This window comes from Pseudomonas sp. (assembly GCF_049653025.1).
Classification (GTDB): Bacteria; Pseudomonadota; Gammaproteobacteria; order Pseudomonadales; family Pseudomonadaceae; genus Aquipseudomonas.
In genome coordinates this window covers 195,704-221,864 of sequence record NZ_JBASFM010000006.1, presented here as the reverse complement: position 1 = coordinate 221,864, position 26,161 = coordinate 195,704, and the positions used below count along the sequence as shown (strand labels likewise).

Genomic DNA, 26,161 nt, shown 5'->3' with positions numbered 1-26,161 from the left:
GGTGCGTCAGGAACGGTCGTAAATCGTTCCAGTGTCTAGCGGCTACAGCCTGTTGTGCTGGGCCGCGACAGACGTCTCCTGCTCGCTGTTGTGACAGAAAGCACTAAGTCAGGAGGAGGAATCAGCTGTCGGTAGCGGACGAGATAAAGCGTCTTGGTAAAGCGAGCTGCTACGCGGACCGACAGTTGTACATCTCCACCCTACACGTATCGCTGAAAATCGGGTGCCGCTCGCGAAAATCCGCAGCGGGTTGGCTATTACCGCAACCGTCCAGAGGGGCAGGTTGCGCATTATGGCTTAAAGGCTTTATTTCCGAGTTATTCACAGCCTTGGCGGCTTTTCTTTCGTTGAATAACCCGTCGGACGGCCTCACGTCCCGAATGGGTTGCGTTGGTTGGGGATGGCAGTTTTGGCGATCATCCGCAAACCAGGCCGCTTTTGGCGGCGTTCCCGACTATAGCAGCAATGATTAAGTGCTTCAATTCCATAAAAAATTGTTATGATTGCGCGATGACAAATCCTTCCCCTCCAACCTCCGGCGTCCAGCTGCTCGAGGTTGCGCCGGAACTTGCCGGCCAACGCATTGATAACTTCCTCCGCACCCAGCTCAAAGGTGTGCCCAAGACTTTGATTTACCGGATTTTGCGTAAAGGCGAAGTGCGTGTGAACAAAGGTCGGATCAAGCCCGAGTACAAGCTGCAGGCTGGCGACATTATTCGTGTGCCGCCGCTGCGCCTGGCTGAGCGCGATGAGCCGGAGCCGCTGGCTCAAGGTTTGTTGCAGCGCCTTGAGGCGGCGATTGTCTACGAAGACAAGGCGCTGATCGTGCTGAACAAGCCGGCGGGCATCGCCGTGCATGGCGGCAGTGGCCTTAATTACGGAGTGATCGAAGCTTTCCGTCAGTTGCGCCCCGACGCCAAAGACCTGGAGTTGGTGCACCGCCTGGATCGCGACACCTCGGGCCTGCTGATGATTGCCAAGAAGCGCAGCATGTTGCGCCACCTGCACGAAGCTCTGCGCGGCGATGGTGTGGACAAGCGCTATATGGCGCTGGTGCGCGGGCATTGGGCGACGGCCAAGAAGCAGGTCAATGCGCCGTTGCTGAAAAGCAACCTGCGCTCCGGCGAGCGTATGGTTGAAGTCAATCCTGAGGGTAAGGAGGCTTTGACCATTTTCCGTGTGCTGCGCCGCTTTGGCGAGTTTGCCACGTTGGTTGAGGCCAAGCCGGTGACCGGGCGTACTCACCAGATTCGCGTGCACGCGCAGCATGCCGGGCACTGCATTGCCGGTGACAGCAAGTACGGCGATGACGATTTCACCAAGGAAATTCGCGACTTGGGTGGCAAGCGCCTGTTCCTCCACGCCTATGAGTTGATCGTGCCGCTGCCCGAAGGTGGTCAGCTCAAGCTTGAGGCTCCGGTCGATGAGGTGTGGGCGAGGACTATGGAGCGTCTCGGTGCGTGATTATGAGCTGCTGATCTTCGATTGGGACGGCACGTTGGTCGATTCCATCGGTCGGATTGTGGCGGCGATGCATCTGGCTGCGGATGCCTGTGAACTGCCGCGCTGCACGGATGAGCAGGTGCGCGGCATTATCGGTTTGGGCTTGCCTGAAGCTATCCGTGTTCTCTATCCCAATTTGGCCGATGCCGCGCGTGCTGACCGTTTGCGCCGCAGTTACAGTGAAAACTACCTGGTTCTGGAGTCCGAGCCTTCGCCGCTGTTTTATGGTGTGGCTGAGGCGTTGCAGGCCTTTCGTGCTGAGGGTTATCGCCTGGCGGTGGCGACCGGCAAGGGCCGGCATGGGCTTGATCGGGTGCTGGCGGATCGTGGCTGGCTGGATTATTTCGATTACAGCCGCTGCGCCGATGAAACGGCGAGCAAGCCTGATCCGTTGATGCTGCATGAGATTCTTGCGCAAAGCGGGGTGGCTGCCGGTCGCGCCTTGATGGTGGGAGATTCCTCCTTCGATCTGTTGATGGCGCAGCGTGCGGATATGGATTGTGTGGCGGTGGGCTACGGTGCGCAGCCGTTGCAGGCGTTGCGTGAGTGCCAGCCAACGCTGGCGATAGAATGTTTTACCGAGTTGCGCGCCTGGTTGGGTTTGCGTGCAAGTGAGCAGTCAGTTGAGGTGAGAGCGCATGGCCGATGAATGGAAGGCGTCAGCTGCGGCTGATGGTGAAGGGAAAAGCTGGAAGCTGCTGGAAAAAACCTTGCTCGCCGGTGTGCAGGAGCAGCGCAGGGCGCGGCGCTGGGGGATTTTCTTCAAATCGCTGACGTTTGTTTATCTATTTGTGGCGCTGGCCTTGTTTGTGCCGATGCTCGATTTGAAAAAAAGCGCGGGCAGCAGTGCCGGTCATACCGCTGTGATCGAGGTGCGCGGCATGATTGCCGACCAGGAGTCCGCCAGTGCCGACAATATAGTCAGCAGCCTGCGCGCGGCTTTTGAGGACGCTAACACCAGGGGCGTGATCCTGCGGATCAACAGCCCCGGCGGCAGTCCGGTGCAGTCGGGTTATATCTATGACGAGATCCGTCGGCTGCGCGCCGAGTACCCGGCTATCAAGCTGTATGCCGTGATTACTGATCTGGGTGCGTCGGGTGCCTATTACATCGCCAGTGCGGCCGATGCGATCTATGCCGACAAGGCCAGTCTGGTGGGCTCGATTGGTGTCACCGCGGCGACCTTCGGTTTTGTTGGAGTGATGGAGAAGCTGGGGGTTGATCGCCGGGTTTACACCTCGGGCGAGCACAAGGCGTTTCTCGATCCGTTTCAGCCGCAAAAGGCCGAGGAGACCAAGTTTTGGCAAGGTGTGCTGGAAACCACGCATCGCCAGTTTATTGCCAGTGTTAAGCAGGGGCGTGGCGATCGCTTGAAGGATGCCAAGCATCCTGAGCTGTTCTCCGGGCTGATCTGGTCGGGAGAGCAGGCGCTGCAGCTGGGCTTAATCGATGCGCTGGGTAATACCAGCTATGTGGCGCGGGAGGTGGTTGGCGAGAAAGAAATCGTCGACTTCACGCTGCAGGAGTCGCCTTTTGATCGCTTTGCGAAAACCATGGGTGCCAGCATGGCTGAGCGAGTCGCCTTGCTGATGGGTTTTCGAGGGCCGGCATTGCGCTAGCGGTTGCGCGTGTTAAACAGGCCCGGTCATTGATCGGGCCTGTTTGTTTATGGGGTGTCCACGCCGCTGGCGTGCAGCATGTCGATCAGGCGGATCAGCGGCAAGCCGATCAGGCTGTTGGCGTCGCTGCCTTCGGTGCTGCGAAACAGGCTGACGCCCAGGCCTTCGGCTTTGAAGCTGCCGGCGCAGTCGAAGGGTTGCTCGGCGTGCAGGTAGCGCGTGATTTGCGCGTCGCTGAGCTGGCGAAAATGCACGGTAAAAGGAATGCAGTCGGTCTGGTGCTGGCCGGTGGCGCTGTTGAGCAGGCTCAGGCCGGTCAGAAAGGTGACGCTGTTGCCGCTGGCCGCGAGCAACTGCTCGCGGGCGCGCTCAAAGCTGTGTGGTTTGCCGAGAATCTGCTGGTCGAGCACGGCCACCTGGTCTGAGCCGATGATCAGGTGATGGGGGTGGCTTGCGCTCAGAGCCTGAGCTTTTTCCAGGGAGAGGCGGCGTACCAGGGCCTCAGCGGGCTCGTCGGGCTGGCGCGACTCGTCAATCTGTGGCGCGCTCCAGGTAAATGGCAGGCGCAGGCGTGCGAGGAGTTCACGGCGGTAGGGTGAGCTGGAGGCGAGCACCAGAGGCAGCACGGCAGTTTCCTTTATTGGCTGTGGCAGAATGCGCGCGATTTTAGCCGGCCTGCCGGATGTCCGACAGGCCGAATTTCCTTTGACAGCGGCGGGTTGCATCCCTAAAATGCGCCGCCTATGTCAAATGGCCCGATTCCACCTCACGTTGATCCGCGCAAGTTAGCTGATCGCAGCGCCACCCTTGAGGGTGAGTTGCCGCTAGCCGAATTGCAGCGTCTCTGCGGCCCGCTTGCCGATAACCAAGGCATGGTGCGTACGAAGTTCTTCTTCGAGCGCGACGAGCGTCATGCTGTGGTTTTTCACAGCGAGCTTGAGGTTGAAGTCAAGATGGTTTGCCAGCGTTGCCTGGAGCTGGTCACTTTGCCGATCTACAGCGCGTGTGATTATGCTGTGGTGAAAGAGGGTGCGAATACCCAGTCAGTGCCGCAAGGCTATGACGTGCTTGAATTGGGTGAAGACCCATTGGATCTGCTGGCGCTGGTTGAGGAAGAGCTGTTGCTCGCCTTGCCCATTGTCCCGGCTCATGACCCTAAAGATTGCCAGCAACCAACCGGCCTCGAAGAGCCCGAGTTGATCGAGGACGAGGTAACGCGGTCCAACCCGTTCAGTGTATTGGCACAGTTAAAGCGTGACCCAAACGTTTAGGAGTTAATTAGTTATGGCTGTTCAGCAGAACAAAAAATCCCGTTCCGCCCGTGACATGCGTCGTTCGCACGATGCTCTCGACGCCAGCACCCTGTCGGTCGAGAAAACCACCGGTGAAATTCACCTGCGTCACCACGTATCGCCAGAAGGCGTTTACCGTGGTCGCAAAGTGATCGACAAGGGCGCTGACGAGTAAATCTTGTCCGCTCCGATCATCGCGATTGATGCAATGGGTGGGGACTTCGGTCCCCACAGCATTGTTCCAGCCAGCATCGCTTGCTTGGCTGAATACCCCTCGTTGCACCTGGTCCTCGTCGGCCAATCCTCTCTTCTCGAATCCCTGATTGCTCGCTATCCCGGCGTTGATCGTGCACGTCTGCGCGTTGAGCATGCTGGCGAAGTGATTGCCATGGATGAGCGACCTGCGCAGGCGCTGCGTGGCAAGCCGGACTCGTCGATGCGCGTCAGTCTTGAGCTGCTGCGCAGTGGCGCGGCCCAGGCCTGCGTCAGCGCCGGCAATACCGGTGCGCTGATGGCACTGTCGCGCTATGTGCTGAAGACCCTGCCGGGTATCGATCGACCTGCCATGGTGACGGCTATTCCGACCCAGGCGGGCTATTGTCATCTGCTCGATCTGGGCGCGAATGTCGATTGCAGTGCTGAGCATCTCTACCAGTTTGCTGTAATGGGCTCGGTGACGGCCGAAGCGCTCGGTGTGGTTCGCCCGCGTGTGGCGCTGCTGAACGTTGGTACTGAAGACATCAAGGGCAACCAGCAGGTCAAACTGGCCGCCAGCCTCTTGCAGCAGGCGCAGGGGCTGAATTACATCGGCTATGTCGAGGGTGATGGGCTCTACCGCGGTGAGGCTGATGTGGTGGTCTGCGACGGTTTTGTCGGCAATATCCTGCTCAAGTCTAGCGAGGGCTTGGCGGCGATGATTGGTGCGCGTATCGAGGCGCTGTTCAAATCCAGCCTGGCTGCGCGTGCAGTGGGTGTCTTGGCGATGCCGTTGTTGCGCCGCTTGCAGGATGAATTGGCTCCCGCGCAGCACAATGGTGCGAGTTTTGTCGGCCTGCAGGGCATCGTGGTGAAGAGTCACGGTGCGGCAGGGCCTGATGGCTTCCGGAGCGCGATTCGCCGAGCTTTGGCGGAGATTGAAGAAAATCTGCCGCAGCGTTTGCACGGTCGTCTTGGCGAACACCTGCTTTAACTGACAGCTGAAAGATGTGACCGGGTTGGGCAGCTTGTCATCCAACTGTCAGTTTGTTGCGCTTGGCTAGGCCAGGTGTACATTTCCGACGATCACGATCATTAGGAACAGGTTTTCATGTCTGCATCTCTCGCATTCGTCTTTCCGGGCCAAGGTTCGCAGTCGCTGGCCATGCTGGCCGATCACGGCGCGCAGCAGCCACTGATTCTCGATACCTTTGCCGAGGCCTCCGAGGCGCTCGGTTATGACCTCTGGGCGTTGACTCAGCAGGGGCCGGAAGAGCAACTCAATCAAACCGACAAAACCCAGCCGGCCATCTTGTGCGCTTCGGTGGCGCTGTGGCGTTTGTGGCTGGCTGAAGGCGGGGCGCGTCCTGGCTTTGTTGCGGGTCACAGCCTGGGCGAATACTCGGCTCTGGTCGCTGCCGGCAGCCTGTCTTTGGCTGCGGCGGTGAAGTTGGTGGAGCACCGTGGCCAGCTGATGCAGCAGGCAGTACCGGCCGGGCAGGGCGGCATGGCCGCCATCCTGGGGCTGGAGGATGCCGACGTATTGGCGGCCTGCATCGAAGCGGCGCAGGGCGAAGTGGTCAGTGCGGTGAATTTCAATGCGCCGGGCCAGGTGGTGATCGCCGGCGGCGCGGCTGCCGTCGAGCGGGCCATCGAGGCGTGCAAGGCGCGCGGCGCAAAGCGTGCCATGCCACTGCCGGTCAGCGTGCCCTCGCACTGTGCGCTGATGCGCCCGGCGGCCGAGCGCTTTGCCGAGGCCGTAGCCGCCATCGATTGGCAGGCTCCACAAATTGCCTTGGTGCAGAACGTCAGCGCTGCGGTGGTGACCGATCTCGACAGCCTCAAGCGCGATTTGCTGGCGCAGCTTTACAGCCCGGTCCGCTGGGTTGAGTCGATCGTCTGCCTGTCAGGGCTGGGCGTGACCGATTTGGTTGAATGCGGCCCAGGCCGAGTGCTTTCAGGGCTGAACAAACGCTGCGTGAAGGGCATCAATACCCATAACCTGGATACCCCGGACGCTTTCGCCACTGCGCGTGCGAACCTGGTCTGATTAAGGAGAAATGCTATGAGCCTGCAAGGTAAGGTCGCGTTGGTCACTGGCGCGAGCCGTGGGATTGGCCAGGCAATTGCCCTGGAGTTGGGGCGTCAAGGCGCTGTGGTGATTGGCACGGCGACATCGGCCTCGGGTGCCGAGCGCATTGCTGAAACACTGAAGGCGAACGGCATCGAAGGCGCAGGCCTGGTGCTGGATGTCAGCGACAGCGAATCGGTTGCCAGCACCCTGGAACATATTCAGCAACACCTTGGTCAGCCGTTGATCCTGGTCAATAACGCCGGCATCACCCGCGATAACCTGATGTTGCGGATGAAAGATGACGAGTGGTTCGATGTCATCAACACCAACCTGAGCAGCCTCTATCGGCTGACCAAGGCGGTGCTGCGCGGTATGACCAAGGCGCGGTACGGGCGCATCATCAACATCGGTTCGGTGGTGGGTGCCATGGGTAACGCCGGGCAGGTCAACTACGCAGCTTCTAAGGCCGGCCTTGAAGGTTTCGGCCGTGCATTGGCGCGTGAAGTGGGCTCGCGGGCGATTACCGTGAACGCCGTGGCACCGGGTTTTATCGACACCGATATGACCCGCGAACTGCCTGAAGCACAGCGTGACGCGCTACTGACCCAGATTCCGTTGGGCCGTTTGGGGCAGGCCGAAGAGATCGCGAAAGTGGTCGCTTTCCTCGCTTCTGATGGCGCGGCTTACGTCACAGGCGCTACTATCCCTGTGAACGGCGGGATGTACATGAGCTGAATGTGACGGATGGCTTCAGAAAACTGTCATAGATGCTGTCTAAAATCCGTTATAAAGCTGCAACAGGTTTATAGACAGATCGTTGAAGTGTTCGTGGGGCACCCCGGCATTCAGCTTGAAATGCTAAAAACCCTTTCTATACACTTGGCCGCAGCACAGTGGCCATGATTTGTCCCATTAGGAGTGAGAACAACGTATGAGCACCATCGAAGAACGCGTCAAGAAAATCGTTGCCGAGCAACTGGGCGTCAAAGAAGAGGAAGTAACCAACAGCGCTTCCTTCGTTGAAGACCTGGGTGCCGATTCGCTTGACACCGTTGAGCTGGTGATGGCTCTCGAAGAAGAATTCGAGACCGAGATCCCGGACGAGCAAGCCGAGAAGATCACCACCGTTCAGGAAGCGATCGACTACGTTACCGCTCACGCGTAACACGTAATCGTCGGTTCCCGACTCGGAAAAGCCGCACTCCCTTCATCAGGCGTGCGGCTTTTCTTTAAGCGCATTCCAAGCGTTGAAAACTAGAAAAGGAGATTGCTGTGTCGCGTAGACGCGTCGTGGTTACCGGTATGGGCATGCTGTCGCCATTGGGTAACGATGTGCCGAGTAGCTGGCAGGGCATTTTGGCTGGCCGCAGTGGCATTGGCCTGCTTGAGCATATGGATCTTTCCGCTTTTTCCACCCGTTTTGGTGGTGCGGTAAAGGGCTTCAACGTCGAGGAATACTTGTCCGCCAAAGAGGCACGCAAGCTCGATCTGTTTATCCAGTACGGTCTCGCTGCCAGTTTTCAGGCGGTACGCAACTCCGGTCTGGAAGTCACGGATGCCAACCGTGAGCGCATCGGTGTGGCCATGGGCTCCGGTATCGGCGGCCTGACCAATATCGAGAACAATTGCAAATCGCTGCATGAGCAAGGGCCGCGGCGCATTTCGCCATTCTTCGTGCCTGGCTCGATCATCAATATGATTTCCGGCTTCCTGTCGATCCATCTGGGGCTGCAGGGACCTAACTACGCCATCGCCACGGCCTGTACCACCGGTACGCATTGCATCGGCATGGCGGCGCGCAATATTGCCTACGGCGAAGCCGACGTGATGGTTGCTGGCGGTGCCGAGATGGCCGCGTGCGGCCTGGGCATGGGCGGCTTCGGTGCTGCCCGGGCGCTGTCGACGCGCAATGACGAGCCGACCCGGGCCAGCCGTCCGTGGGACAAGGATCGCGATGGTTTCGTGCTGTCCGATGGCGCTGGCGCACTGGTGCTGGAAGAGCTGGAGCATGCCAAGGCACGTGGCGCGATCATCCATGCCGAGCTGATCGGCTTTGGCATGAGTGGTGATGCCTACCACATGACCTCGCCACCGGAAGATGGCGCGGGTGCGGCACGTTGCATGGCCAATGCCCTGCGCGATGCTGGCGTGAATGCCGATCAGGTGCAGTACATCAATGCCCACGGCACCTCGACCTCGGCCGGCGACAAGGCCGAAGTGGCGGCGGTGAAGTCGGTGTTCGGCGAGCACGCGTACAAGTTGGCCGTCAGCTCGACCAAATCCATGACCGGTCACCTGCTCGGTGCGGCCGGTGCGGTGGAGGCGATCTTCAGCATCCTCGCCCTGCGTGATCAGGTGGCTCCGCCCACCATCAACCTGGATAACCCGGACGAAGGTTGTGACCTCGACTTCGTCGCGCACCAGGCCAAGGCCATGGCGCTGGATGTGGTGCTGTCCAACTCCTTTGGTTTTGGTGGCACCAACGGCTCGCTGGTGTTCCGCCGGTTCGCCGGTTGATGCTGAGCTGGATTGACGGCCAGCCGGCCGAGCTGCTGTCCGTCAAGGATCGTGGCTTGGCCTACGGCGATGGCCTGTTCGAGACCGTCGCCGTAACGGCGGGCCAGGCGTCTCTGCTGGAGCGTCATCTGGCGCGTTTGGCCGAAGGCTGTACGCGTCTGCACATCCCTCTCGATATGACTCTGCTCAAGGCCGAACTGTTGGCGTTTAGCCAGCAGTTGGGCGATGGCGTGGCCAAACTGATCGTTACCCGCGGCGATGGTCAGCGTGGCTATGCGCTGCCTGAGCCGACGCAGCCGCGGCGTATTCTGCAAGGCGCGGCGAAGCCGCAGTATCCCGCGCGCAATGCCGAGCAGGGCGTGCGTCTGTTTCCTTGCGCCACCCGCTTGGCTGAGCAGCCGCTGCTGGCCGGTTTGAAGCACCTCAACCGCCTGGAGCAGGTGCTGGCACGTGCCGAGTGGCAGGGCGCCGAGCATGCCGAAGGCTTGATGCTGGATGCGTCCGGGCGAGTCATCGAGGGGGTCTACAGCAACCTGTTTATCGTCCGCTCCGGTCAGTTGATCACCGCGGAGCTGAGCCGTTGTGGCGTGGCCGGGGTGATGCGCGCCGAGCTGTTGGCGCAGGCCGCTGCCTGTGGAATCGGCTGTCAGGTGCGCGATTTTTATTTGGCCGAGTTGCTGGCGGCCGATGAAGTCTTTCTCTGCAACAGCGTCTACGGCATCTGGCCGGTATGCGCGCTGCAAACGCACGACTGGCCGGTCGGCCCGCTCACCCGTAAACTGCAGGCCATTGCCCGCGATCTACTGGACTGCTGATTCGTGATACGCAAAATTTTGCTGCTGCTGGAAGGCGGCGTGTTGCTGGCTGGCTTGCTGGTTGCGTTTGCCGCCTGGCAACAGCATACGGCGCTGCATCAGCCGCTGAAGCTCACCGAGGACTACCTGGTTGAGGTGCCCGCCGGTGCCACGCCGGGTGGTGTGCTCAACCGCCTGGAAGCCGATGGGGTAATCGACAAGGCCTTCTGGTTGCGCCTCTACTGGCGCTTCAACTTGCGTAATCAGCCGCTGCACAGTGGTGAATACCGGCTTACGCCTGGCCTCAAGGCCATCGATATGCTCGGCCTGTGGCGGCGTGGCGAGGTTTTGCAGTACAGCCTGACGCTGGTTGAAGGCTGGAATTTCCGCCAGGTGCGTGCGGCGCTGGCGCGCGAGACGCGCCTCGATCTGACTCTGACTGAGCTGAGCGATGCCGAGTTGATGAAGCGGCTCGGCCTGCCGGGCCTCAACCCGGAAGGGCGCTTCTTCCCCGATACCTACAGTTTTGTCCGTGGCATGAGCGATCTGGAACTGCTCAAACAGGCGCATGTGCGGCTGGAACAAGTGCTGGCCGAGGAGTGGGCGCAGCGGGCCAAGGATCTGCCGTACCAGGAACCTTATGACGCCTTGATCATGGCCTCGATGATTGAAAAGGAAACCGGTGTGCCCGAGGAGCGTGGCGAGATTGCCGGGGTGTTCGTGCGCCGACTGCGCATCGGCATGCGCCTGCAGACCGACCCAACGGTGATCTACGGCATGGGCGAGCGCTACAGCGGCCGCATCACCCGCGACGACCTGCGCGAGCCGACCGCCTACAACACCTACACCATCGACGGCATGCCGCCGACGCCGATTGCCCTGGTTGGCCGTGAGGCCATTCATGCGGCGCTTAATCCGGTGGCCGGCAGCAGCCTGTACTTCGTCGCCCGTGGCGATGGCAGCCATGTGTTTTCCAATACCCTTGAACAGCACAACCGGGCGGTACGCGAGTATCAGCTCAAGCGGCGGGCGGATTACCGTTCCAGCCCGGCTCCCACAGCGCCCAATAATCACTAAGGACAGCCCGTGAGCGGTTTGTTTATCACCCTGGAAGGCCCTGAAGGTGCTGGCAAGAGCACCAATCGTGACTACCTGGCCGAGCGGTTGCGCGAGCAGGGTATCGATGTGCTGCTGACTCGCGAGCCCGGTGGTACGCCGTTGGCCGAGCAGGTGCGCGAACTGCTGTTGGCCCCCAGCAACGAAATCATGGCGGCTGATACCGAGCTGCTGCTGGTGTTCGCCGCGCGGGCGCAGCACCTCGATCAAGTCATCCGCCCGGCGCTGGCACGCGGTTGTGTGGTGCTCTGTGACCGTTTCACCGATGCGACCTATGCCTACCAGGGCGGTGGCCGGGGCTTGTCTGAGGCGCGTATTGCCGTGCTGGAAGAGTTCGTTCAGGGTGCGCTGCGCCCCGATCTGACCCTGGTGTTCGACTTGCCGGTTGAAGTCGGGCTGGCGCGCGCTGCCGCCCGTGGCCGTCTGGATCGTTTCGAGCAGGAAGGTCGGCAGTTCTTCGATGCCGTGCGCCATACCTACCTGCGCCGCGCGGCTGAGCAGCCGCAGCGCTACCGCATTCTGGATGCCGCGCAATCCTTGAGCGAGGTTCAGCAGGCACTGGATAAGTTGCTGCCGCAGCTGCTGGAGTTGCAGCGTGGCTGAGGCTTACCCCTGGCAGGACGCGCTGTGGCAGCAACTGGCTGGGCGCGCGCAACATGCTCACGCCTATCTGCTGCATGGCCCGGCCGGCATCGGCAAACGCGCCCTGGCTGAACGCCTGATGGCGCGTCTGCTGTGCCAGCGGCCTGTTGGGTTGGATGCTTGCGGACAGTGCAAGTCCTGCCATCTGCTGGCGGCCGGCACCCACCCGGACAACTACATCCTTGAGCCGGAAGAGGCCGACAAGGCCATCAAGGTCGATCAGGTGCGTGATCTGGTCAGCTTTGTGGTGCAAACCGCGCAGCTGGCCGGGCGCAAGGTGGTGCTGGTCGAGCCGACTGAGTCGATGAACCTGAACGCCGCCAACGCTTTGCTGAAAAGCCTGGAAGAGCCTTCCGGCAATACCGTGCTGCTGCTGGTCAGCCACCAACCGAGTCGCTTGCTGCCCACGGTGAAGAGCCGCTGCGTGCAGCAGGCCTGTCCTCTGCCGAGTGAGGCGATGAGCCTGGCGTGGTTGGCCAAGGCGCTGCCCGCTTGCAGTGCAGAAGAACATCGCGAGTTGCTGTTCCTCGCCGCCGGCTCGCCGCTGGCAGCGGTGAAGATGTATGAGCAGGGCGTCAGCGCGCAGCGCGCGCAGGTGGTGGAGGGGGTGAAGAAACTGCTCAAACAGCAGATTGCCCCCAGCCAGCTGGCCGAAAGTTGGAATGCGGTGTCCTTGCAGCTGCTGTTCGACTGGTTCTGCCAGTGGTCGCAATTGATGCTGCGTTACCAGCTGACCCGTGACGAAGCTGGCCTTGGCCATGCCGATATGCGCAAGGTGGTGCAGTACCTTGCGGATAAAACGCCGCAGCCCAAAGTGCTGGTGATGCAGGATTGGTTGCTGGCGCAGCGGCAGAAAGTGCTGGGCAAGGCCAACCTTAACCGTGTCTTGCTTCTCGAAGCCTTGCTGGTGCAGTGGGCAAGCTTGCCCGGACCGGGCTAGAATCGGCCATTAAGTGAATAAAATCAGGAATGCCGCATGAGTCTGCCTCCTAACTTGGGCCCGCGTAACGGAATTTTGTCGCTGACAATCAAGGACAAATCCGTGCTCTATGCCGCTTACATGCCCTTTATCAAGAACGGCGGCCTGTTTATTCCAACCAACAAGAGCTACAAACTCGGCGATGAAGTGTTCATGCTGCTCAACCTGATGGACGAGCCGGAGAAGATTCCGGTGGCTGGCAAGGTGGTGTGGATTACGCCAAAAGGCGCACAGGGCAACCGTGCTGCCGGCGTAGGCGTGCAGTTCAATGACGGTGACAACGCCGCGCGCAACAAGATCGAAACCTATCTGGCGGGCGCACTGACTTCGGATCGTCCGACGCACACCATGTAAGAATCCGTTTCCTCTTTGCGCTGCTCCCGTGGGGGTAGCGACTCTCAAGTGATTGCTCCCATGCTGGTTGATTCCCACTGTCATCTCGATCGCCTCGATCTGGCCGCACACAACGGCTCGCTCGACGCGGCGCTTGACGCTGCGCGTGCGCGCGGCGTCGGCCATTTCCTCTGCATCGGCGTCAGTGCCGACAATGCAGGGGCGGTCAAAGGCCTGGCTGAGCGTTACGCCGATGTCGATTGCTCGGTGGGTGTGCATCCGCTGGATCTAGAGCCAGGTGCTGCGCCGGCACTGGATTGGCTGCTGGCTGAGCTGAACCACCCGGGGGTAGTGGCCATCGGTGAGACGGGCCTGGATTACCACTACGAACCCGAAGCGGCCGAGTTGCAGCAGGCCTCTTTTCGCCTGCATCTGGACGCTGCACGGATTACCGGGAAACCGGTGATCGTGCACACCCGCGGTGCACGCGCCGATACCCTGAGGTTGCTGCGCGAGGCGGCGTTGCCGCAGGCCGGCGTGCTGCACTGCTTTACCGAAGACTGGGAGATGGCCAAGGCCGCGCTGGATCTGGGCTTTTATATCTCGCTGTCGGGCATCGTCACCTTCCGCAATGCCGAAGCGCTGCGCGAAGTGGCGCGTCAGGTGCCGGTTGACCGCCTGCTGGTGGAAACCGACTCGCCCTATCTGGCCCCGATCCCGCATCGCGGCAAACCGAACCTGCCCGAGTATGTGCGTGATGTCGCCGAGTACCTGGCGGTACTGCGTGGCGTCAGTTTCGAGCAACTGGCGGAGCAGACCACGGCCAACTTTAAGCGCCTGTTTCCTTTGGCCCGGGTGAACTGAGCTTCGCAGGTTCAGAGCAAAAAATTGCCTGGAGCAATTTTTAACGTCGCGTAGCGACGGCCCGAAGGGTGGCCGCCATGGATGGCGGACATAAAAAAAACCCGGTCTCTGGGGGATGAGACCGGGTTAAGACCATTAGGAGTAAATCAAAGTACGCGGTCCACGGTACTTTGCCTGGCGGGGCGCTTGGGGGATACGCCGCACACCAGTAACCATCAGTATTGGTGAAGATTGCCGAACGTCCAGGCCGTTTACCGGCATTCTTAAACGGATTTGGAATACGCATCGCGCTGCTGAGTCCTCAAGCAGTGGCCAGCTGGTGCAGCAGCTGCATCGTCTCTTCGATCACGCGCGGTTCAGTATAGAAATGCGGTGATAGGCGGATGCCCGCGCCGCGTTGCGCGCAGACCACCTGCTGCTGTTTCAGCTGTTCGAACAGGGCCAGGTTGTCCCAGCCATCCAGGCTGAAGGTCAGGATGCCGCCACGGCGCTGGCGTTCCAGCGTGCTGTGCAGGTGCGCGCCGGGCATCTTCTGCAGCGCATCGATCAACCATTGCATGCGCTCCTGTAGCGCCTGCTCGACCTGCGCCATGCCGACGTCTTCCAGCAACGACAGGCTGGCCTCCAGGGCCATGGCACCGAGCATGTTCGGGCTGCCGCACTCAAAACGTCGGGCGCTGCGTGCGGGTTCCCAGGTGGTGCGTTGGTAGTCGCCGGCATGTTCGAGCATATGCCAGCCGTATTCGTGCAGTTTCAGCTGGGCGCGCAGGTCGCTGCGGCAATAGAACACCCCAAGGCCTTCCGGGCCGAGTAGCCATTTGTGTCCATCGGCCATGGCGAAGGCGCATTGGCTGGCCTGGACATCAAGGGGCAGAGCACCCAACTGCTGGATCGCATCGATGCACAGCAATACGCCGCGTGCCTGGCAGCCGTGGCCGAGGCGCGGCAGATCCAGGCGCAGGCCACTGGCGTATTGCACGGCGCTGATCGCCATCAGCCGGGTACGCGGACCGCAGGCCGCCAGCAGCGCTGCTTCCGCATCGCCTTGATGCAGATTGACCTGCACCACCTCGACGCCCAATGGCGCGAGGGCTTCCCAGACAATCCGGTTGGAGGGGAATTCTTCGTCGCTGATCACCACCTGATCGCCGGTGCGCCAATCCAGGCCGAAGGCTACAAACGAGAGGGCCTCCGAGGTGTTTTTCACCAGGGCGATATCGCTGTGGGAGGGCGCGTTGAGCAGGCGTTGCAGGCGCTCGCGCAGGCGGCGCTCTACTTGCAGCCAGGCTGGGTAGTTGCGTGCGCCGTGCTGAGCGTTCTCCAGGGCGAAGCGGCTGACCGCATCGACCGCTCGTTGCGGCCAGGGGGAAACCGCTGCGTGGTTCAGATAGCGCAGGCCGGGATGTTGCGGAAACTCGTCATGAACTGCGTACATGGTCGGATGATCCGTGCAATTTGCCGCTAGTTAGGCATAATACGCGCCTTCGATTTTTTGACCCCGTAGTCCTTTTATGCATAAAGAACCCCGCAAGGTCCGTGAGTTTCGCCGCCGCGAACAGGAAATTCTCGACACAGCACTGAAACTCTTCCTCGACCAGGGTGAAGACAGCGTGACTGTGGAGATGATTGCCGACACGGTAGGCATCGGTAAAGGCACCATCTACAAGCATTTCAAATCCAAGGCGGAGATTTACCTGCGCCTGATGCTGGATTACGAGCGCGATCTCAATGAATTGCTGCACTCGGCCGACGTCGACCGCGACAAGGAAGCCCTGTCGCGCGCCTACTTCGAGTTCCGCATGCGCGATCCGCAGCGCTATCGCCTGTTTGACCGCCTGGAAGAAAAGGTGGTCAAGGGCAATCAAGTGCCGGAGATGGTCGAGCAGTTGCACAAGATTCGCGCCTCCAACTTCGAGCGCCTGACCCAGCTGATCAAGGGCCGTATCGCCGAAGGCAAGCTGGAAGACGTGCCGCCGTATTTCCATTACTGCGCGGCCTGGGCGCTGGTGCATGGCGCTGTGGCGCTGTACCACTCGCCGTTCTGGAGCAACGTGCTGGAAGATCAGGAAGGCTTCTTCCAGTTCCTCATGGACATCGGCGTGCGCATGGGTAACAAGCGCAAGCGTGAAGGCGATACTCCGGCTTAGTAGCCGCTATTCAGCCGCCCTATAGCGCGCTGCTGTGCGAACGGCAGGCCTATACTGGCTGACCATTCACGCTGGAGCCTCGCATGATCGTTGACCGTCAGGGCAGACGCTTTCGCAACCTGCGCATCAGCCTGACCGCCGCCTGCAACTATGCCTGCACCTACTGCGTGCCGGACGGCAAACGCTTGGTGGCAGCGCAGGATGAGCTGTCGGCCGAGGCCATGCTGCGTGGCGTGGCGTACCTGATTGAGGCGGCCGGCATTGAGCGCCTGCGCATTACCGGTGGCGAACCGCTGGTCAGCCCCAAGCTCGAAGCGTTTCTACGCGGTGTCAGCCAACTCGGTTTGGCCGATATCAGCCTGACCAGCAATGGCCAGCTGTTGGCGCGCAAGCTGCCGCTGCTGCTCGAATGCGGTATACGCCGTCTGAATATCTCCCTGGATACCCTGGACGCGACGGCGTTTCGCACGATTGCCCGTGGCGGTGATCTGGCCACGGTGCTCGATGGCCTGCAGCAGGCGCGGGCTGCCGGCCTGCAGATCAAGGTCAATATGGTGCCGTTGCGCGGGCAGAATCTCGATCAGGTGCTGCCGTTGCTGGACTACTGCCTGGCCAATGGCTTCGAGCTGCGTTTTATCGAGTTGATGCGCATGGGTCATCTGGCGCGCGACGGCAATGGCTTCCAGCGTCAGTTTGTCGGCATGCCTGAGCTGCTCGGCCTGATTGGCGAGCACTATGACTTTACCCAGGCCAACGCGGCGCTGGATGCCACGGCGCTGCGCTACGAGATACCCGGGCACGGCTTTTTCGGCGTGATCGCCAATGAAAGCGTGCCGTTCTGCCGTACCTGTTCACGCCTGCGCCTGTCCTCGACCGGCTGGCTGCATGGCTGCCTGTCGTCGAGCAACCGCCACTTTGTCGGCGATCTGCTCGACAAGCCGCGCCACCAAGCGCTGCCGGCTTTGCAAGGGCTGCTGGTCAAGGCGCTGGGCGATAAACAGGACGTTGCCTTCTCCGGCGGTGTCACTGTGATGAAGATTATTGGCGGCTAAGTTCGCCATCCGCCCTGAGTAGAAACCATGCACGATTTCCCCATCAGCTATATCGAGCCGGTGTTCCGTCCGCCCAGTGAGGCCCACTCGCTGATTCTGCCGGTGACCAATGGCTGCTCCTGGAACGCTTGTGGCTTCTGCGAAATGTACACTCAGGAGCAGAAGAAATTCCGCGCCCGCGATGAAGCGCAGGTGCTTGAAGAGATTCGCCTGACCGGTGAGCGGATGATCGTGCAGCGGGTGTTTCTCGCCGACGGCGATGCCCTGGTGCTGTCAACACGGCGCTTGCTGACGATCCTCCGCGCGATTCGCGAACACATGCCGGAAGTCGACCGGGTGTCGAGTTATTGCCTGCCGCGCAACCTGCGCAAGAAATCCGTCGATGAACTCAAGGAGCTGGCTGACGCCGGGCTGCGCATGGCCTATGTCGGCTGCGAGTCGGGTGACGACGAGGTGCTGGCGCGGGTCAACAAGGGCGAGACCTTCGAGTCCAGCCTCAGTGCCTTGGACAAGCTCGGTCAGGCTGGTATCAGCCGTTCGGTGATGATCCTCAATGGCCTCGGTGGAACGACTCTGAGCGAGCAGCATGCGGATAACTCGGCGCGCCTGATGAACGAGGCGCAGCCGGAGTTTCTTTCGACTCTGGTGGTCAGTTTCCCTCAGGGCGAAGCGCGCTTTCGCCAAGGTTTTGCCGATTTCCAGTCGCTCGATCAGCAGCAGTTGTTTGTCGAGGTCGAGCGCTTGCTGAGTGGCTTGGAACTGCGCGATACGGTGTTTCGCAGTGACCATGCCTCCAACTACCTGGTGCTCAAGGGTAATCTGGGCGCCGACAAGGCGCGCTTGCTGGATCAGGTGCGCCAGGCCATTGCGCAGCCGCAGCAGGCTGGCTTGCGTCAGGAGTGGCAGCGCGGCTTGTGATGCCGCTGCGCTGGCGTGAAATCTGCATTGAGGCCCTATCCGCCGGTTTTCCGTCACCGGCTGCGGGAGAAGCGTGATGCGTAGTCTGTTGCTGATGTTGGGCGTTTTGCTACTAAGCGGCTGCATGAAGGCCAGTGATCTGGCTGATGAGGCGATTTATCAACTGAGTGACGTCGGCGTGCTCGACCATAGCCAGACGCGCCGTGCCAGCTCGTGGCGCTTGCAGGCCGACTCCTTTATCTACATTGCCCAGGGCCATTTCGTGCCGCCGGGCGGTGCTTATCCGCGGCCCAATGTGGTGGCCGAGGAGGCCTACAAGGGCTTTGTCGAATATTTCCCAATGGTGCGCCGCGCCCAATCGCCGCTAGGGCTGGAAGAGTCGCTGACGCAGGCGCGCGAAGCGGGCGCGCATTACCTGCTGTACAGCCGCTTTGCCTATGCCGATGACCGTATCGGCACGGTGGAGGAGTGGGAGGATCAGGAGTCGCTGGACCGGCTGGGCACCGATCGTGGGGTGATCCAGTTGATGCTGATCGAGACCAATACCCGTTATCTGGTCGATACCGCGCGTATTCGTAGCCGCGGCGGCTTCCTGACGCTCTATGATGTGAAGCCGGAAGAGTTGATCGGTCCGGCGCTGCAGGATTACGCGCGGCGCTTGTTGGGGTTGGCAGATTGAGGAGTGGTGATGACTGATACAGGCAAGGCTGGCGACCTGCTGGCACAGATTCCCAAGAGCAAGGGGCTGCCGCCGGTGCATTTGTGGAATCCGGACTGCTGCGGCGATATCGACATGCGCATCGCCCGTGATGGCACCTGGTATTACCTGGGCACGCCGATTGGTCGCAAGCCGATGGTCAAACTGTTCTCCACGATTATCCGCCGCGATGGCGATGATTACTTTCTGATCACTCCGGTGGAGAAGGTTGGCATCCAGGTCGATGACGCGCCGTTCGTGGCAGTCAGCCTGCAGGTTGAAGGTGAGGGCGAGGCGCAGGTGCTGCGCTTTGTCACCAATGTCGAGGATGAGGTGGTGGCGGGTAGCGAGCACCCGCTACGGGTCGAGCTGGACGCGTTGACCGATGAGCCCGCGCCCTATGTGCATGTGCGGGTCAATCTTGAGGCGCTGATCCACCGCAATGTGTTCTATCAGCTGGTCGAGCTGGCGGTGCCGCGTGAAATCGATGGCAGAGCCTGGCTGGGCGTCTGGAGCAGCGGCGAATTCTTCCCGATCGGGCCGCAGCCTGACTGATCGGCTCTGCCGCTAGTCGTTGAATTCAACGCAATAAAAAAGGCTCCCGAGGGAGCCTTTTTTGCGTCTTACGTCTTACATGTTGGGGTAGTTAGGCCCGCCTGTACCTTCAGGGGCCACCCAGTTGATGTTCTGGGCCGGGTCCTTGATGTCACAGGTTTTGCAGTGCACGCAGTTCTGCGCGTTAATCTGGAACTTCTGCTCGCCATCTTCCTTGGTGACGATTTCGTAAACGCCGGCCGGGCAGTAGCGCTGGGCGGGTTCGTCGTACATCGGCAGGTTCTTGCCCAGCGGAATGCTGGCATCAGCCAGTTTCAGGTGGCAGGGCTGCTCTTCCTCGTGGTTGGTGTTGGAGAGGAATACCGAGCTGAGCTTGTCGAAGCTGAGCTTGCCGTCGGGTTTCGGGTAGCTGATCTTCTGCGCCTCTGCGGCGGGCTTCAAGCAGGCGTAATCCGGCTTGGTGTCGTGCAGGGTGAAGGGGATTTTGCCGCCGAAGATGTTCTGGTCGAGCCAGTTGAAACCGCCACCGACCAACGGGCCGAACTTGTGCAGTGCCGGGCCGAAGTTACGGCTGCGGAACAGTTCGTCGTACAGCCAGCTGGCCTTGAATGCATCGACGTAGCCGGTCAGCTGGTCGCCGCCTTCCTTGCCTGCAAACAGCGCGTCAGCCACGGCGTCAGCAGCGAGCATGCCGGACTTCATGGCGGTGTGGCTGCCCTTGATCTTGGCGAAGTTCAGGGTGCCGAGGTCGCAGCCGATCAGGGCGCCGCCGTTGAAGACCATCTTCGGCAGCGAGTTGAGGCCGCCTTTGCAGATGGCGCGAGCACCGTAGGCCACGCGCTTGCCGCCTTCCAGGTACTGGGCGATCACCGGGTGATGCTTGTAGCGCTGGAACTCATCGAACGGCGACAGGTGCGGGTTGCTGTAGGCCAGGTCGACGATCAGGCCAACCACTACCTGGTTGTTTTCCAGGTGATAGAGGAAGGAGCCGCCGGTGTTTTCGTTATTAACGATATCCAGCGGCCAGCCGGCGGTGTGCACCACCAGGCCTTGCTCGTGCTTGGCGGGGTCGATGTCCCAGATTTCCTTGATGCCGATACCGTAATGCTGAGCATCGGCTTCGGAGTCGAGGTTGAATTTCTTGATCAACTGCTTGCCGATATGGCCACGGCAGCCTTCGGCGAACAGGGTGTACTTGGCACGCAGTTCCATGCCTGGGGTGTAGTAACCCTCTTTCGGGTGACCTTCACGGTCAACACCCAGGTCGCCGGTGAGAATGCCGTAGACCGCGCCTTCTTCATTGATCAGCGCTTCCTGAGCAGCGAAGCCTGGGTAGATTTCTACGCCGAGGTTTTCTGCCTGCTGCGCCAGCCAGCGGCACAGGTTGCCCAGAGAGATGATGTAGTTGCCATGGTTGTGCATGGTCTTGGGCACAAACAGGTCTGGCACGCGAGTGGATTTATCCGCGCCGGTCAGCACGTAGATGTCATCGCGCTTGACTGGGGTGTTCAGCGGCGCGCCGAGCTCTTTCCAGTCGGGGAACAGCTCGTTCAGTGCGCGCGGCTCGAACACGGCGCCGGAAAGAATATGCGCGCCGACTTCGGAGCCTTTCTCGACCACGCAGACGCTGATTTCTTTACCGGCTTCGGCGGCTTTCTGCTTCAGTCGGCAGGCGGCGGACAAACCAGCAGGGCCGGCGCCGACGATGACGACGTCGAATTCCATAAATTCGCGTTCCACAGGCTATCTCCTACTCAGGGCTCTCTAATTTTATTTGGCGATCGAGCTCGTTCCATGAGCGATGCTGGCGCATTATATCCAGACCCTTCGGATGGGCCAATACAAACGTTTGTTTGAATTTTCTGTAGGGCTGCTAGAATCTTACTACATCGCTGACGATCGGCCGCTTCGTTGTATTGACCAGTCTAGGTCGTGCGGTCAAGATACGGGCGGTTTTGTGTCTGCCGTTATTGGTTGACTCCCGGTTCCGGCCGGTCTGCTGTTCCCGCCATGTTCGCTTCTGGCGACATTCTTATTCACCGGAGAGTAACGAGGAATCCATGAAGGTTCTTGTAGCTGTCAAACGAGTGGTCGACTACAACGTCAAAGTTCGCGTCAAAGCGGACAACAGCGGCGTTGATCTTGCCAACGTCAAGATGTCGATGAACCCCTTCTGCGAAATCGCCGTGGAAGAAGCTGTACGCCTGAAAGAAAAAGGCGTGGCGAGCGAAATCGTCGTCGTCACCATCGGCCCGGCCACTGCTCAAGAGCAGCTGCGTACCGCGCTGGCGCTGGGTGCTGATCGCGCCATTCTGGTTGAGTCCAGCGACGAGCTGAACTCCCTGGCTGTGGCCAAACTGCTTAAGGCAGTGGTCGACAAAGAACAGCCGCAGCTGATCATCATGGGCAAGCAGGCCATCGACAGCGACAACAATCAGACCGGCCAGATGCTCGGCGCGCTGACTGGCTTCGCCCAGGGCACCTTCGCCTCCAAGGTTGAAGTGGCTGGCGACAAGGTCAACGTAACCCGCGAAATCGACGGCGGTCTGCAGACCGTTGCGTTGAACCTGCCGGCTATCGTGACCACCGACCTGCGTCTCAACGAGCCGCGCTACGCGTCGCTGCCAAACATCATGAAAGCCAAGAAGAAGCCGCTGGAAACTGTTACCCCGGCTGATCTGGGCGTTTCCACCGCTTCCACCGTCAAAACCCTGAAAGTCGAAGCGCCTGCTACCCGCAGCGCCGGCATCAAGGTCAAGTCCGTGGCTGAACTGGTCGAGAAACTGAAGAACGAGGCGAAGGTAATCTAAATGACTATCCTGGTTATCGCTGAACACACCAATGCCGCCCTGGCTCCTGCCACGCTGAACACCGTGGCTGCTGCCGCGAAAATCGGTGGCGACATCCACGTTCTGGTTGCCGGTGCCGCGTGCGGCGCAGCTGCCGAAGCCGCCGCCAAAATTGCTGGCGTGGCCAAGGTGCTGGTTGCTGACAACGCTGCCTTCGCTCACCAGCTGCCGGAAAACGTTGCGCCGCTGGTTGCCGAACTGGGCAAGGGCTACAGCCACATCCTGGCTGCTGCCACCAGCAACGGTAAGAACATCCTGCCGCGCGTTGCCGCCCAGCTGGACGTTGATCAGATCTCCGAGATCATCGCCGTTGAAAGCGCCGACACCTTCAAGCGTCCGATCTATGCCGGTAACGCCATCGCTACCGTGCAGTCTTCGGCTGCCGTGAAAGTGATCACCGTGCGTTCCACCGGTTTCGACCCGGTTGCTGCTGAAGGCGGTTCCGCTGCTGTTGAAGCAGTGGGCGGCGCAGCTGACGCGGGCAAATCGGCTTTCGTTGGCGAAGAGCTGGCCAAGTCCGATCGTCCTGAACTGACCGCTGCCAAGATCGTCGTTTCCGGCGGCCGTGGCATGCAGAACGGTGACAACTTCAAGCACCTGTACGCTCTGGCCGACAAGCTGGGCGCTGCTGTAGGTGCTTCGCGCGCCGCAGTCGACGCAGGCTTCGTGCCGAACGATATGCAGGTCGGTCAGACCGGCAAGATCGTTGCGCCACAGCTGTACATCGCCGTTGGTATCTCCGGCGCGATCCAGCACTTGGCCGGCATGAAAGACTCCAAAGTGATCGTTGCGATCAACAAGGACGAAGAAGCGCCGATCTTCCAGGTAGCCGATTACGGTCTGGTAGCTGATCTGTTCGAAGCAGTCCCTGAGCTGGAGAAACTGGTTTAAGCCGGTTTCCCCGCCCAGAAAAAACCCGCTCACTGAGCGGGTTTTTTTATACCCGTCTTTTGCGTTAGTTCTGCTGGGCCTGGAGAAAGGCGCGGTAATGTTCGGCGGTCTGCTGGGGGCGCTCGATCATTGGTGCATGGCCGGTCTGCGGCATGATGACCACACTTGGCTTGCGCAGCAGCGGTCGCATCACCTCGATGCTCGATACATGCAGCGCCCGATCCTCTGCGCCCCAGATGATCAGCGTGGGTGCCGAAATTTTCGCAAGCTCAGGCTCCAGTGGGATATAGCGTTCGATCAAATGGGCAAACACTTGGTCGTAATGGGCGCTGTTGCGGATCGCCTGTTCGGCAAAATAGCCTTTGAGCGATTCCGGCAGGTAGGGCGGCTGCACGAAGACGAACTCCAGCAGGCGCTGGAAATCTTCGGGCTGCTTGACCACCAGCGGGTTGGCTGCGCCACGTTCCAGCAGTTGCATCAGCTCGCTGGGCTGTGGCGCGGTGATGCCGGCATTATCGAGCAGGGCCAGGGACAGCACCTTGTCGGGGTAGCGCGCGGCATACAGCGCGCTGATATGCCCGCCCATGGAGTTGCCGATCAGGTGCAGTCGGTCGATGCCGAGCGCCTCGATCACGATGGCCAGGCGCTCGGTCTGGGTGCCGACATCGTAGCTGCCGGCGGGCCTGTCGCTGGCACCGAAACCCGGCAGGTCGAGGGCGATGACCCGGTAGTCCTTGCTGAGGTGGCGGGCAAAGCGCAGCCAGTTGTCTTTATTGGCGGCGAAACCGTGAATCATCAGGATGGTTTGTGCGTTGCTCGGGCCGCCCTCGTAGTAATGAATGCTAAGATCGCCAACCGTTATCTGCTTGAGGCTTAGCCCAGCCAACTGTCGCTCAGCCAGCTGCATGCTCGCCAACAAGGCGGCCGGCGACAGGTAGAGCAGCGCAGCGGTAGCGGCGAGCAAGAGGATCAGGCCGGCGATCAGTTTTTTCATGACGTGTCTTTATCGCGAATTGGTATTGATGCGTATTAAGCTAGCATGAACCAGATGTTTTCCGATGGGCGACCACCAGCGCCCATCCAAGGTTAAGTCGAGAAGTCGCTAATGCTTGAGCGTGGTTTTTATAAGTCGTTTCTCCTGCTGTGCGCTGTGCTGCTGATGCCGGTCTTCGCCGTTGCCGCCGGCAAGTGCGAACGCCTGGTGGCGACCGGCAACCCGGAATACCCGCCGTATCTCTGGCGCGATCCGCAGAATCCGCAGCAACTGATCGGTGCCAACGCCGATTTGCTCAAGCACCTGGCCAAAGAGCTGGGGGTCGCCGTGGAGATCCTCTACACAGGGCCCTGGTCACGCGCCCAGGATGAGGCCAGAACTGGCCGAGTAGATCTGCTGGCCGGAGCCTTTCTGACTCTGCCGCGCCTGGAAGTCATGGATTACGTGCACCCGGCGTTCTATTTCACGCCGAGTGTGGTGTGGGTGCATCGCGGTGCCGAGTTCCCCTATGCCGGCTGGGAAGATTTGCGCGGGCGTACGGGCGATACCTTGGTCAACAACAGCTTTGGCCAGCAGTTCGACAGCTTTGCCAAGGACAATCTGACCCTGGAAGGGGTTTCCAGCCTGACTCAGGCATTTCAGAAGCTGCTGCTAGGCCGCACCGATTATGTGCTCTACGAGCGCTACCCAGGCCAGGCGCTGGCTGAAACGTTGGGTATGCAGGACGATCTGCTGGTGCTCGACCCGCCGATCTCCAGCGAAGGCTTGTACCTGACGCTGTCACACAATTCCGCCTGCAACGATCCATGGTTGCGCGGCATGTTGGCGCAGAAAATGACCGAGGCGGTTGCCGCCGGTTTGCCGGAAATTTGGCTGCAACGCAATTTGCAGCGCTGGAAAGAACAACAGCTCACACCCGTCAGTGAAGCTACTCAGTAGGGAAGCCCCGTGATCTATCGACGTCTATGTGCGGTGTTGCTGCCGCTTATTCTCAGTGCCTGTGCCTCCGACCCCGCGCCCACCGAGCAATTGCGCTTGACCGAACAGGCGCTCAGCCAGACGCAGGCTTTGGGCGTGACCGCAGAACAATCGCAAGCGTTGCGTCAGGCCGAGGAGAAGCTGGCCCTGGCGCAAGCCGCGCTGCTGGAAGAAGACTACAAGCAGGCCCGCGTATATGCCGAGCAGGCGGAGCTTGATGCACGTCTGGCCGAAGCCGAGCATCTGACGGAAAAGAGCCAGCAGCAACTGGCGGAGCTGAGCAACAGCATCAACCGCTTGCGTAAACAACTGGGGGGCTTGTGATGAAACCGGTCCTGCAGTGGATGAGCACCGCCCTGGCGGCGTTGTTGCTGAGCGGTTGCGCCTCGTCGCACAGCGATAGTGAACAAGCGCTCGTAGCCGCGCACAGTGCATTTCAGCGCGTCAAGGAAGACCCGGATGTGCTGCGCAGCGCGCCCAAGGACCTGATTCGCGCCGGCGAGTCGCTGGCCAAGGCCGATCGCCTGTCGAGCTACTGGGGCAGTGCCGATGATGTCACCCACTACGCCTACCTGAGCCAGCAGTACAGTGCGATTGCCGGGCAGAAGAGCGCCTTGAATCTCAACCAGGAGCGTGCGGTCAAGCTGGAGCTGGAACGTCAGCGCCTGCAACTGGCGTTGCGCGAGGCCAAGTTGCTCAGTGTGCAGGACCAGAGCAACTGGCTCGAAGAGCAGATGGTCAGCCTGGCCACCAGCCAGAGTGAGCGCGGCCTGGTGATGACCCTGGGCGATGTGCTGTTCGATGCCGGCCACACCGACCTCAAGGCCTCGGCCAACCGCACCGTGCTCAAGCTGGTGCAGTTCCTCCAGCTCAATCCGCGCCGCGTGGTGCGCATCGAGGGTTATACCGACAGCCGTGGCGATGCCCAGGAAAACCTCGAACTGTCTCGCGCCCGCGCGCAGGCGGTGGCAGATGTGCTGGTTGACCTCGGCATTGATAGCAAACGCATCGAAGTGCAGGGCCATGGCGAAAGCTTCCCGGTGACCGAGAATGCCTCGGCCAAGGGCCGTGCGCAGAATCGTCGGGTCGAGATCGTGTTCTCCGACGAGCAGGGCCGCCTGGGCGACTCACGCTAAATCGCATTGCACCTGA

The 26,161-nt window shown here is 60.6% G+C and carries 30 protein-coding genes; 26 read left to right on the top strand and 4 right to left on the bottom strand.

Features of this window, described 5'->3' with window-relative positions; all coding sequences use genetic code 11:
- Window positions 1-510 precede the first annotated feature (510 nt).
- Genes rluC through WBK23_RS04085 form a run of 3 tightly spaced genes read left to right on the top strand, consistent with a single transcriptional unit; the run spans window position 511 to window position 3,122 of the window.
- Window positions 511-1,464, top strand: coding sequence for a 23S rRNA pseudouridine(955/2504/2580) synthase RluC (gene rluC, locus WBK23_RS04095; protein WP_424482700.1), 954 nt, complete (start codon window positions 511-513; stop codon window positions 1,462-1,464).
- Window positions 1,457-2,152, top strand: coding sequence for an HAD-IA family hydrolase (locus WBK23_RS04090; RefSeq protein ID WP_424482699.1), 696 nt, complete (start codon window positions 1,457-1,459; stop codon window positions 2,150-2,152). Before rluC ends, WBK23_RS04090 begins: the two co-directional genes overlap by 8 nt.
- Window positions 2,142-3,122: a S49 family peptidase gene (locus WBK23_RS04085; RefSeq protein ID WP_424482698.1), complete on the top strand. Its 981-nt coding sequence runs from the start codon at window positions 2,142-2,144 to the stop codon at window positions 3,120-3,122. Before WBK23_RS04090 ends, WBK23_RS04085 begins: the two co-directional genes overlap by 11 nt.
- 47 nt (window positions 3,123-3,169) lie before the next feature.
- Here the strand turns inward: WBK23_RS04085 and WBK23_RS04080 are convergent, their stop codons facing one another.
- Window positions 3,170-3,748: a Maf family protein gene (locus WBK23_RS04080; RefSeq protein ID WP_424482697.1), complete on the bottom strand. Its 579-nt coding sequence runs from the start codon at window positions 3,746-3,748 to the stop codon at window positions 3,170-3,172.
- Between the two features lie 117 nt (window positions 3,749-3,865).
- Here WBK23_RS04080 and WBK23_RS04075 point away from each other — a divergent pair, with 117 nt between their 5' ends.
- From WBK23_RS04075 to WBK23_RS04015, 13 genes are all read left to right on the top strand, one after another.
- Window positions 3,866-4,393, top strand: coding sequence for a YceD family protein (locus WBK23_RS04075; protein WP_424482696.1), 528 nt, complete (start codon window positions 3,866-3,868; stop codon window positions 4,391-4,393).
- Window positions 4,394-4,406: 13 nt separating this feature from the next.
- The gene (gene rpmF, locus WBK23_RS04070) at window positions 4,407-4,589 is read left to right on the top strand and encodes a 50S ribosomal protein L32 (RefSeq protein WP_411185231.1); all 183 of its coding nucleotides are present in this window, start codon (window positions 4,407-4,409) and stop codon (window positions 4,587-4,589) included.
- A 3-nt stretch (window positions 4,590-4,592) separates the two neighbouring features.
- Window positions 4,593-5,603, top strand: coding sequence for a phosphate acyltransferase PlsX (gene plsX, locus WBK23_RS04065; RefSeq protein ID WP_424482695.1), 1,011 nt, complete (start codon window positions 4,593-4,595; stop codon window positions 5,601-5,603).
- 117 nt (window positions 5,604-5,720) lie between these two features.
- A complete protein-coding gene (fabD, locus tag WBK23_RS04060) occupies window positions 5,721-6,659 on the top strand; it encodes an ACP S-malonyltransferase (protein ID WP_424482694.1) in 939 nt (312 codons plus the stop codon).
- 15 nt (window positions 6,660-6,674) lie between these two features.
- The gene (gene fabG / locus WBK23_RS04055; protein WP_424482693.1) at window positions 6,675-7,418 is read left to right on the top strand and encodes a 3-oxoacyl-ACP reductase FabG; all 744 of its coding nucleotides are present in this window, start codon (window positions 6,675-6,677) and stop codon (window positions 7,416-7,418) included.
- A gap of 196 nt (window positions 7,419-7,614) precedes the next feature.
- A complete protein-coding gene (gene acpP / locus WBK23_RS04050; RefSeq protein WP_058066290.1) occupies window positions 7,615-7,848 on the top strand; it encodes an acyl carrier protein in 234 nt (77 codons plus the stop codon).
- A 107-nt stretch (window positions 7,849-7,955) separates the two neighbouring features.
- A complete protein-coding gene (gene fabF, locus WBK23_RS04045) occupies window positions 7,956-9,200 on the top strand; it encodes a beta-ketoacyl-ACP synthase II (protein ID WP_424482692.1) in 1,245 nt (414 codons plus the stop codon).
- A complete protein-coding gene (gene pabC / locus WBK23_RS04040; RefSeq protein WP_424482691.1) occupies window positions 9,200-10,015 on the top strand; it encodes an aminodeoxychorismate lyase in 816 nt (271 codons plus the stop codon). The genes fabF and pabC overlap by 1 nt, the downstream gene beginning before the upstream one ends.
- A gap of 3 nt (window positions 10,016-10,018) precedes the next feature.
- On the top strand, window positions 10,019-11,071 hold the full coding sequence (mltG, locus tag WBK23_RS04035; protein ID WP_424482690.1) for an endolytic transglycosylase MltG: 1,053 nt from the start codon (window positions 10,019-10,021) through the stop codon (window positions 11,069-11,071).
- 9 nt (window positions 11,072-11,080) lie between these two features.
- Window positions 11,081-11,713 (top strand): dTMP kinase, encoded by a 633-nt coding sequence (gene tmk / locus WBK23_RS04030; RefSeq protein WP_424482689.1) that lies wholly within the window; start codon window positions 11,081-11,083, stop codon window positions 11,711-11,713.
- Entirely contained in the window at window positions 11,706-12,692 is a 987-nt protein-coding gene (locus WBK23_RS04025) for a DNA polymerase III subunit delta' (RefSeq protein ID WP_424482688.1), read from the top strand. The genes tmk and WBK23_RS04025 overlap by 8 nt, the downstream gene beginning before the upstream one ends.
- A 36-nt stretch (window positions 12,693-12,728) precedes the next feature.
- A complete protein-coding gene (locus WBK23_RS04020) occupies window positions 12,729-13,085 on the top strand; it encodes a PilZ domain-containing protein (RefSeq protein ID WP_424482687.1) in 357 nt (118 codons plus the stop codon).
- Between the two features lie 60 nt (window positions 13,086-13,145).
- Window positions 13,146-13,928, top strand: coding sequence for a TatD family hydrolase (locus tag WBK23_RS04015; RefSeq protein WP_424482686.1), 783 nt, complete (start codon window positions 13,146-13,148; stop codon window positions 13,926-13,928).
- 301 nt (window positions 13,929-14,229) lie between these two features.
- Here the strand turns inward: WBK23_RS04015 and WBK23_RS04010 are convergent, their stop codons facing one another.
- Window positions 14,230-15,363: an aminotransferase class V-fold PLP-dependent enzyme gene (locus WBK23_RS04010; RefSeq protein WP_424482685.1), complete on the bottom strand. Its 1,134-nt coding sequence runs from the start codon at window positions 15,361-15,363 to the stop codon at window positions 14,230-14,232.
- Between the two features lie 76 nt (window positions 15,364-15,439).
- Between WBK23_RS04010 and WBK23_RS04005 the strand changes: the two genes are divergently transcribed.
- The 5 genes from WBK23_RS04005 to WBK23_RS03985 all read left to right on the top strand — a co-directional run bounded on the left by WBK23_RS04005 (window position 15,440) and on the right by WBK23_RS03985 (window position 19,297).
- Complete coding sequence (locus tag WBK23_RS04005; RefSeq protein ID WP_424482684.1) at window positions 15,440-16,075, top strand: TetR/AcrR family transcriptional regulator; 636 nt, start codon at window positions 15,440-15,442, stop codon at window positions 16,073-16,075.
- 83 nt (window positions 16,076-16,158) lie between these two features.
- On the top strand, window positions 16,159-17,127 hold the full coding sequence (locus WBK23_RS04000) for a GTP 3',8-cyclase MoaA (RefSeq protein ID WP_424482683.1): 969 nt from the start codon (window positions 16,159-16,161) through the stop codon (window positions 17,125-17,127).
- A 27-nt stretch (window positions 17,128-17,154) separates the two neighbouring features.
- Complete coding sequence (locus tag WBK23_RS03995; RefSeq protein ID WP_424482682.1) at window positions 17,155-18,045, top strand: radical SAM protein; 891 nt, start codon at window positions 17,155-17,157, stop codon at window positions 18,043-18,045.
- A gap of 76 nt (window positions 18,046-18,121) precedes the next feature.
- Window positions 18,122-18,724, top strand: a complete 603-nt coding sequence (locus tag WBK23_RS03990) for a DUF4823 domain-containing protein (RefSeq protein ID WP_424482681.1) — start codon at window positions 18,122-18,124, stop codon at window positions 18,722-18,724.
- Window positions 18,725-18,733: 9 nt separating this feature from the next.
- Complete coding sequence (locus WBK23_RS03985; RefSeq protein ID WP_424482680.1) at window positions 18,734-19,297, top strand: DUF1285 domain-containing protein; 564 nt, start codon at window positions 18,734-18,736, stop codon at window positions 19,295-19,297.
- Between the two features lie 75 nt (window positions 19,298-19,372).
- Here WBK23_RS03985 and WBK23_RS03980 read toward each other — a convergent pair whose 3' ends face one another.
- On the bottom strand, window positions 19,373-21,037 hold the full coding sequence (locus WBK23_RS03980; protein ID WP_424482679.1) for an electron transfer flavoprotein-ubiquinone oxidoreductase: 1,665 nt from the start codon (window positions 21,035-21,037) through the stop codon (window positions 19,373-19,375).
- Between the two features lie 320 nt (window positions 21,038-21,357).
- Here WBK23_RS03980 and WBK23_RS03975 point away from each other — a divergent pair, with 320 nt between their 5' ends.
- The gene (locus WBK23_RS03975; RefSeq protein WP_424482678.1) at window positions 21,358-22,107 is read left to right on the top strand and encodes an electron transfer flavoprotein subunit beta/FixA family protein; all 750 of its coding nucleotides are present in this window, start codon (window positions 21,358-21,360) and stop codon (window positions 22,105-22,107) included.
- Window positions 22,108-23,037, top strand: coding sequence for an electron transfer flavoprotein subunit alpha/FixB family protein (locus WBK23_RS03970; protein ID WP_424482677.1), 930 nt, complete (start codon window positions 22,108-22,110; stop codon window positions 23,035-23,037).
- Window positions 23,038-23,101: 64 nt separating this feature from the next.
- Here WBK23_RS03970 and WBK23_RS03965 read toward each other — a convergent pair whose 3' ends face one another.
- Complete coding sequence (locus WBK23_RS03965) at window positions 23,102-24,031, bottom strand: alpha/beta fold hydrolase (protein WP_424482676.1); 930 nt, start codon at window positions 24,029-24,031, stop codon at window positions 23,102-23,104.
- A 111-nt stretch (window positions 24,032-24,142) separates the two neighbouring features.
- Here WBK23_RS03965 and WBK23_RS03960 point away from each other — a divergent pair, with 111 nt between their 5' ends.
- From WBK23_RS03960 to WBK23_RS03950, 3 genes are read left to right on the top strand one after another with little or no spacing between them, the layout of a single operon-like run.
- Window positions 24,143-24,970, top strand: a complete 828-nt coding sequence (locus WBK23_RS03960; RefSeq protein WP_424482675.1) for a substrate-binding periplasmic protein — start codon at window positions 24,143-24,145, stop codon at window positions 24,968-24,970.
- A gap of 9 nt (window positions 24,971-24,979) precedes the next feature.
- Window positions 24,980-25,333 carry a DUF4398 domain-containing protein gene (locus WBK23_RS03955; protein ID WP_424482674.1) on the top strand — a complete coding sequence of 118 codons (354 nt, stop codon included), beginning with the start codon at window positions 24,980-24,982 and terminating at the stop codon, window positions 25,331-25,333.
- Window positions 25,333-26,145, top strand: coding sequence for an OmpA family protein (locus WBK23_RS03950; protein WP_424482673.1), 813 nt, complete (start codon window positions 25,333-25,335; stop codon window positions 26,143-26,145). Before WBK23_RS03955 ends, WBK23_RS03950 begins: the two co-directional genes overlap by 1 nt.
- The last annotated feature ends 16 nt before the right edge of the window (window positions 26,146-26,161 follow it).

Excerpts from the sequence above, each read along its gene's own strand:
- WBK23_RS03985 (WP_424482680.1), top strand. The coding sequence starts at position 18,734 with ATGACTGATACAGGCAAGGCTGGCGACCTGCTGGCACAGATTCCCAAG.
- WBK23_RS04010 (WP_424482685.1), bottom strand. The coding sequence starts at position 15,363 with ATGTACGCAGTTCATGACGAGTTTCCGCAACATCCCGGCCTGCGCTAT.
- WBK23_RS03965 (WP_424482676.1), bottom strand. The coding sequence starts at position 24,031 with ATGAAAAAACTGATCGCCGGCCTGATCCTCTTGCTCGCCGCTACCGCT.
- pabC (WP_424482691.1), top strand. The coding sequence starts at position 9,200 with ATGCTGAGCTGGATTGACGGCCAGCCGGCCGAGCTGCTGTCCGTCAAG.
- WBK23_RS04085 (WP_424482698.1), top strand. The coding sequence starts at position 2,142 with ATGGCCGATGAATGGAAGGCGTCAGCTGCGGCTGATGGTGAAGGGAAA.
- WBK23_RS03970 (WP_424482677.1), top strand. The coding sequence starts at position 22,108 with ATGACTATCCTGGTTATCGCTGAACACACCAATGCCGCCCTGGCTCCT.
- WBK23_RS04020 (WP_424482687.1), top strand. The coding sequence starts at position 12,729 with ATGAGTCTGCCTCCTAACTTGGGCCCGCGTAACGGAATTTTGTCGCTG.
- WBK23_RS03990 (WP_424482681.1), top strand. The coding sequence starts at position 18,122 with ATGCGTAGTCTGTTGCTGATGTTGGGCGTTTTGCTACTAAGCGGCTGC.
- WBK23_RS04000 (WP_424482683.1), top strand. The coding sequence starts at position 16,159 with ATGATCGTTGACCGTCAGGGCAGACGCTTTCGCAACCTGCGCATCAGC.
- WBK23_RS03950 (WP_424482673.1), top strand. The coding sequence starts at position 25,333 with ATGAAACCGGTCCTGCAGTGGATGAGCACCGCCCTGGCGGCGTTGTTG.
- rpmF (WP_411185231.1), top strand. The coding sequence starts at position 4,407 with ATGGCTGTTCAGCAGAACAAAAAATCCCGTTCCGCCCGTGACATGCGT.
- fabG (WP_424482693.1), top strand. The coding sequence starts at position 6,675 with ATGAGCCTGCAAGGTAAGGTCGCGTTGGTCACTGGCGCGAGCCGTGGG.
- rluC (WP_424482700.1), top strand. The coding sequence starts at position 511 with ATGACAAATCCTTCCCCTCCAACCTCCGGCGTCCAGCTGCTCGAGGTT.
- WBK23_RS03960 (WP_424482675.1), top strand. The coding sequence starts at position 24,143 with ATGCTTGAGCGTGGTTTTTATAAGTCGTTTCTCCTGCTGTGCGCTGTG.
- WBK23_RS04075 (WP_424482696.1), top strand. The coding sequence starts at position 3,866 with ATGTCAAATGGCCCGATTCCACCTCACGTTGATCCGCGCAAGTTAGCT.
- acpP (WP_058066290.1), top strand. The coding sequence starts at position 7,615 with ATGAGCACCATCGAAGAACGCGTCAAGAAAATCGTTGCCGAGCAACTG.
- WBK23_RS03995 (WP_424482682.1), top strand. The coding sequence starts at position 17,155 with ATGCACGATTTCCCCATCAGCTATATCGAGCCGGTGTTCCGTCCGCCC.
- WBK23_RS04015 (WP_424482686.1), top strand. The coding sequence starts at position 13,146 with ATGCTGGTTGATTCCCACTGTCATCTCGATCGCCTCGATCTGGCCGCA.
- WBK23_RS03975 (WP_424482678.1), top strand. The coding sequence starts at position 21,358 with ATGAAGGTTCTTGTAGCTGTCAAACGAGTGGTCGACTACAACGTCAAA.
- WBK23_RS04005 (WP_424482684.1), top strand. The coding sequence starts at position 15,440 with ATGCATAAAGAACCCCGCAAGGTCCGTGAGTTTCGCCGCCGCGAACAG.
- fabD (WP_424482694.1), top strand. The coding sequence starts at position 5,721 with ATGTCTGCATCTCTCGCATTCGTCTTTCCGGGCCAAGGTTCGCAGTCG.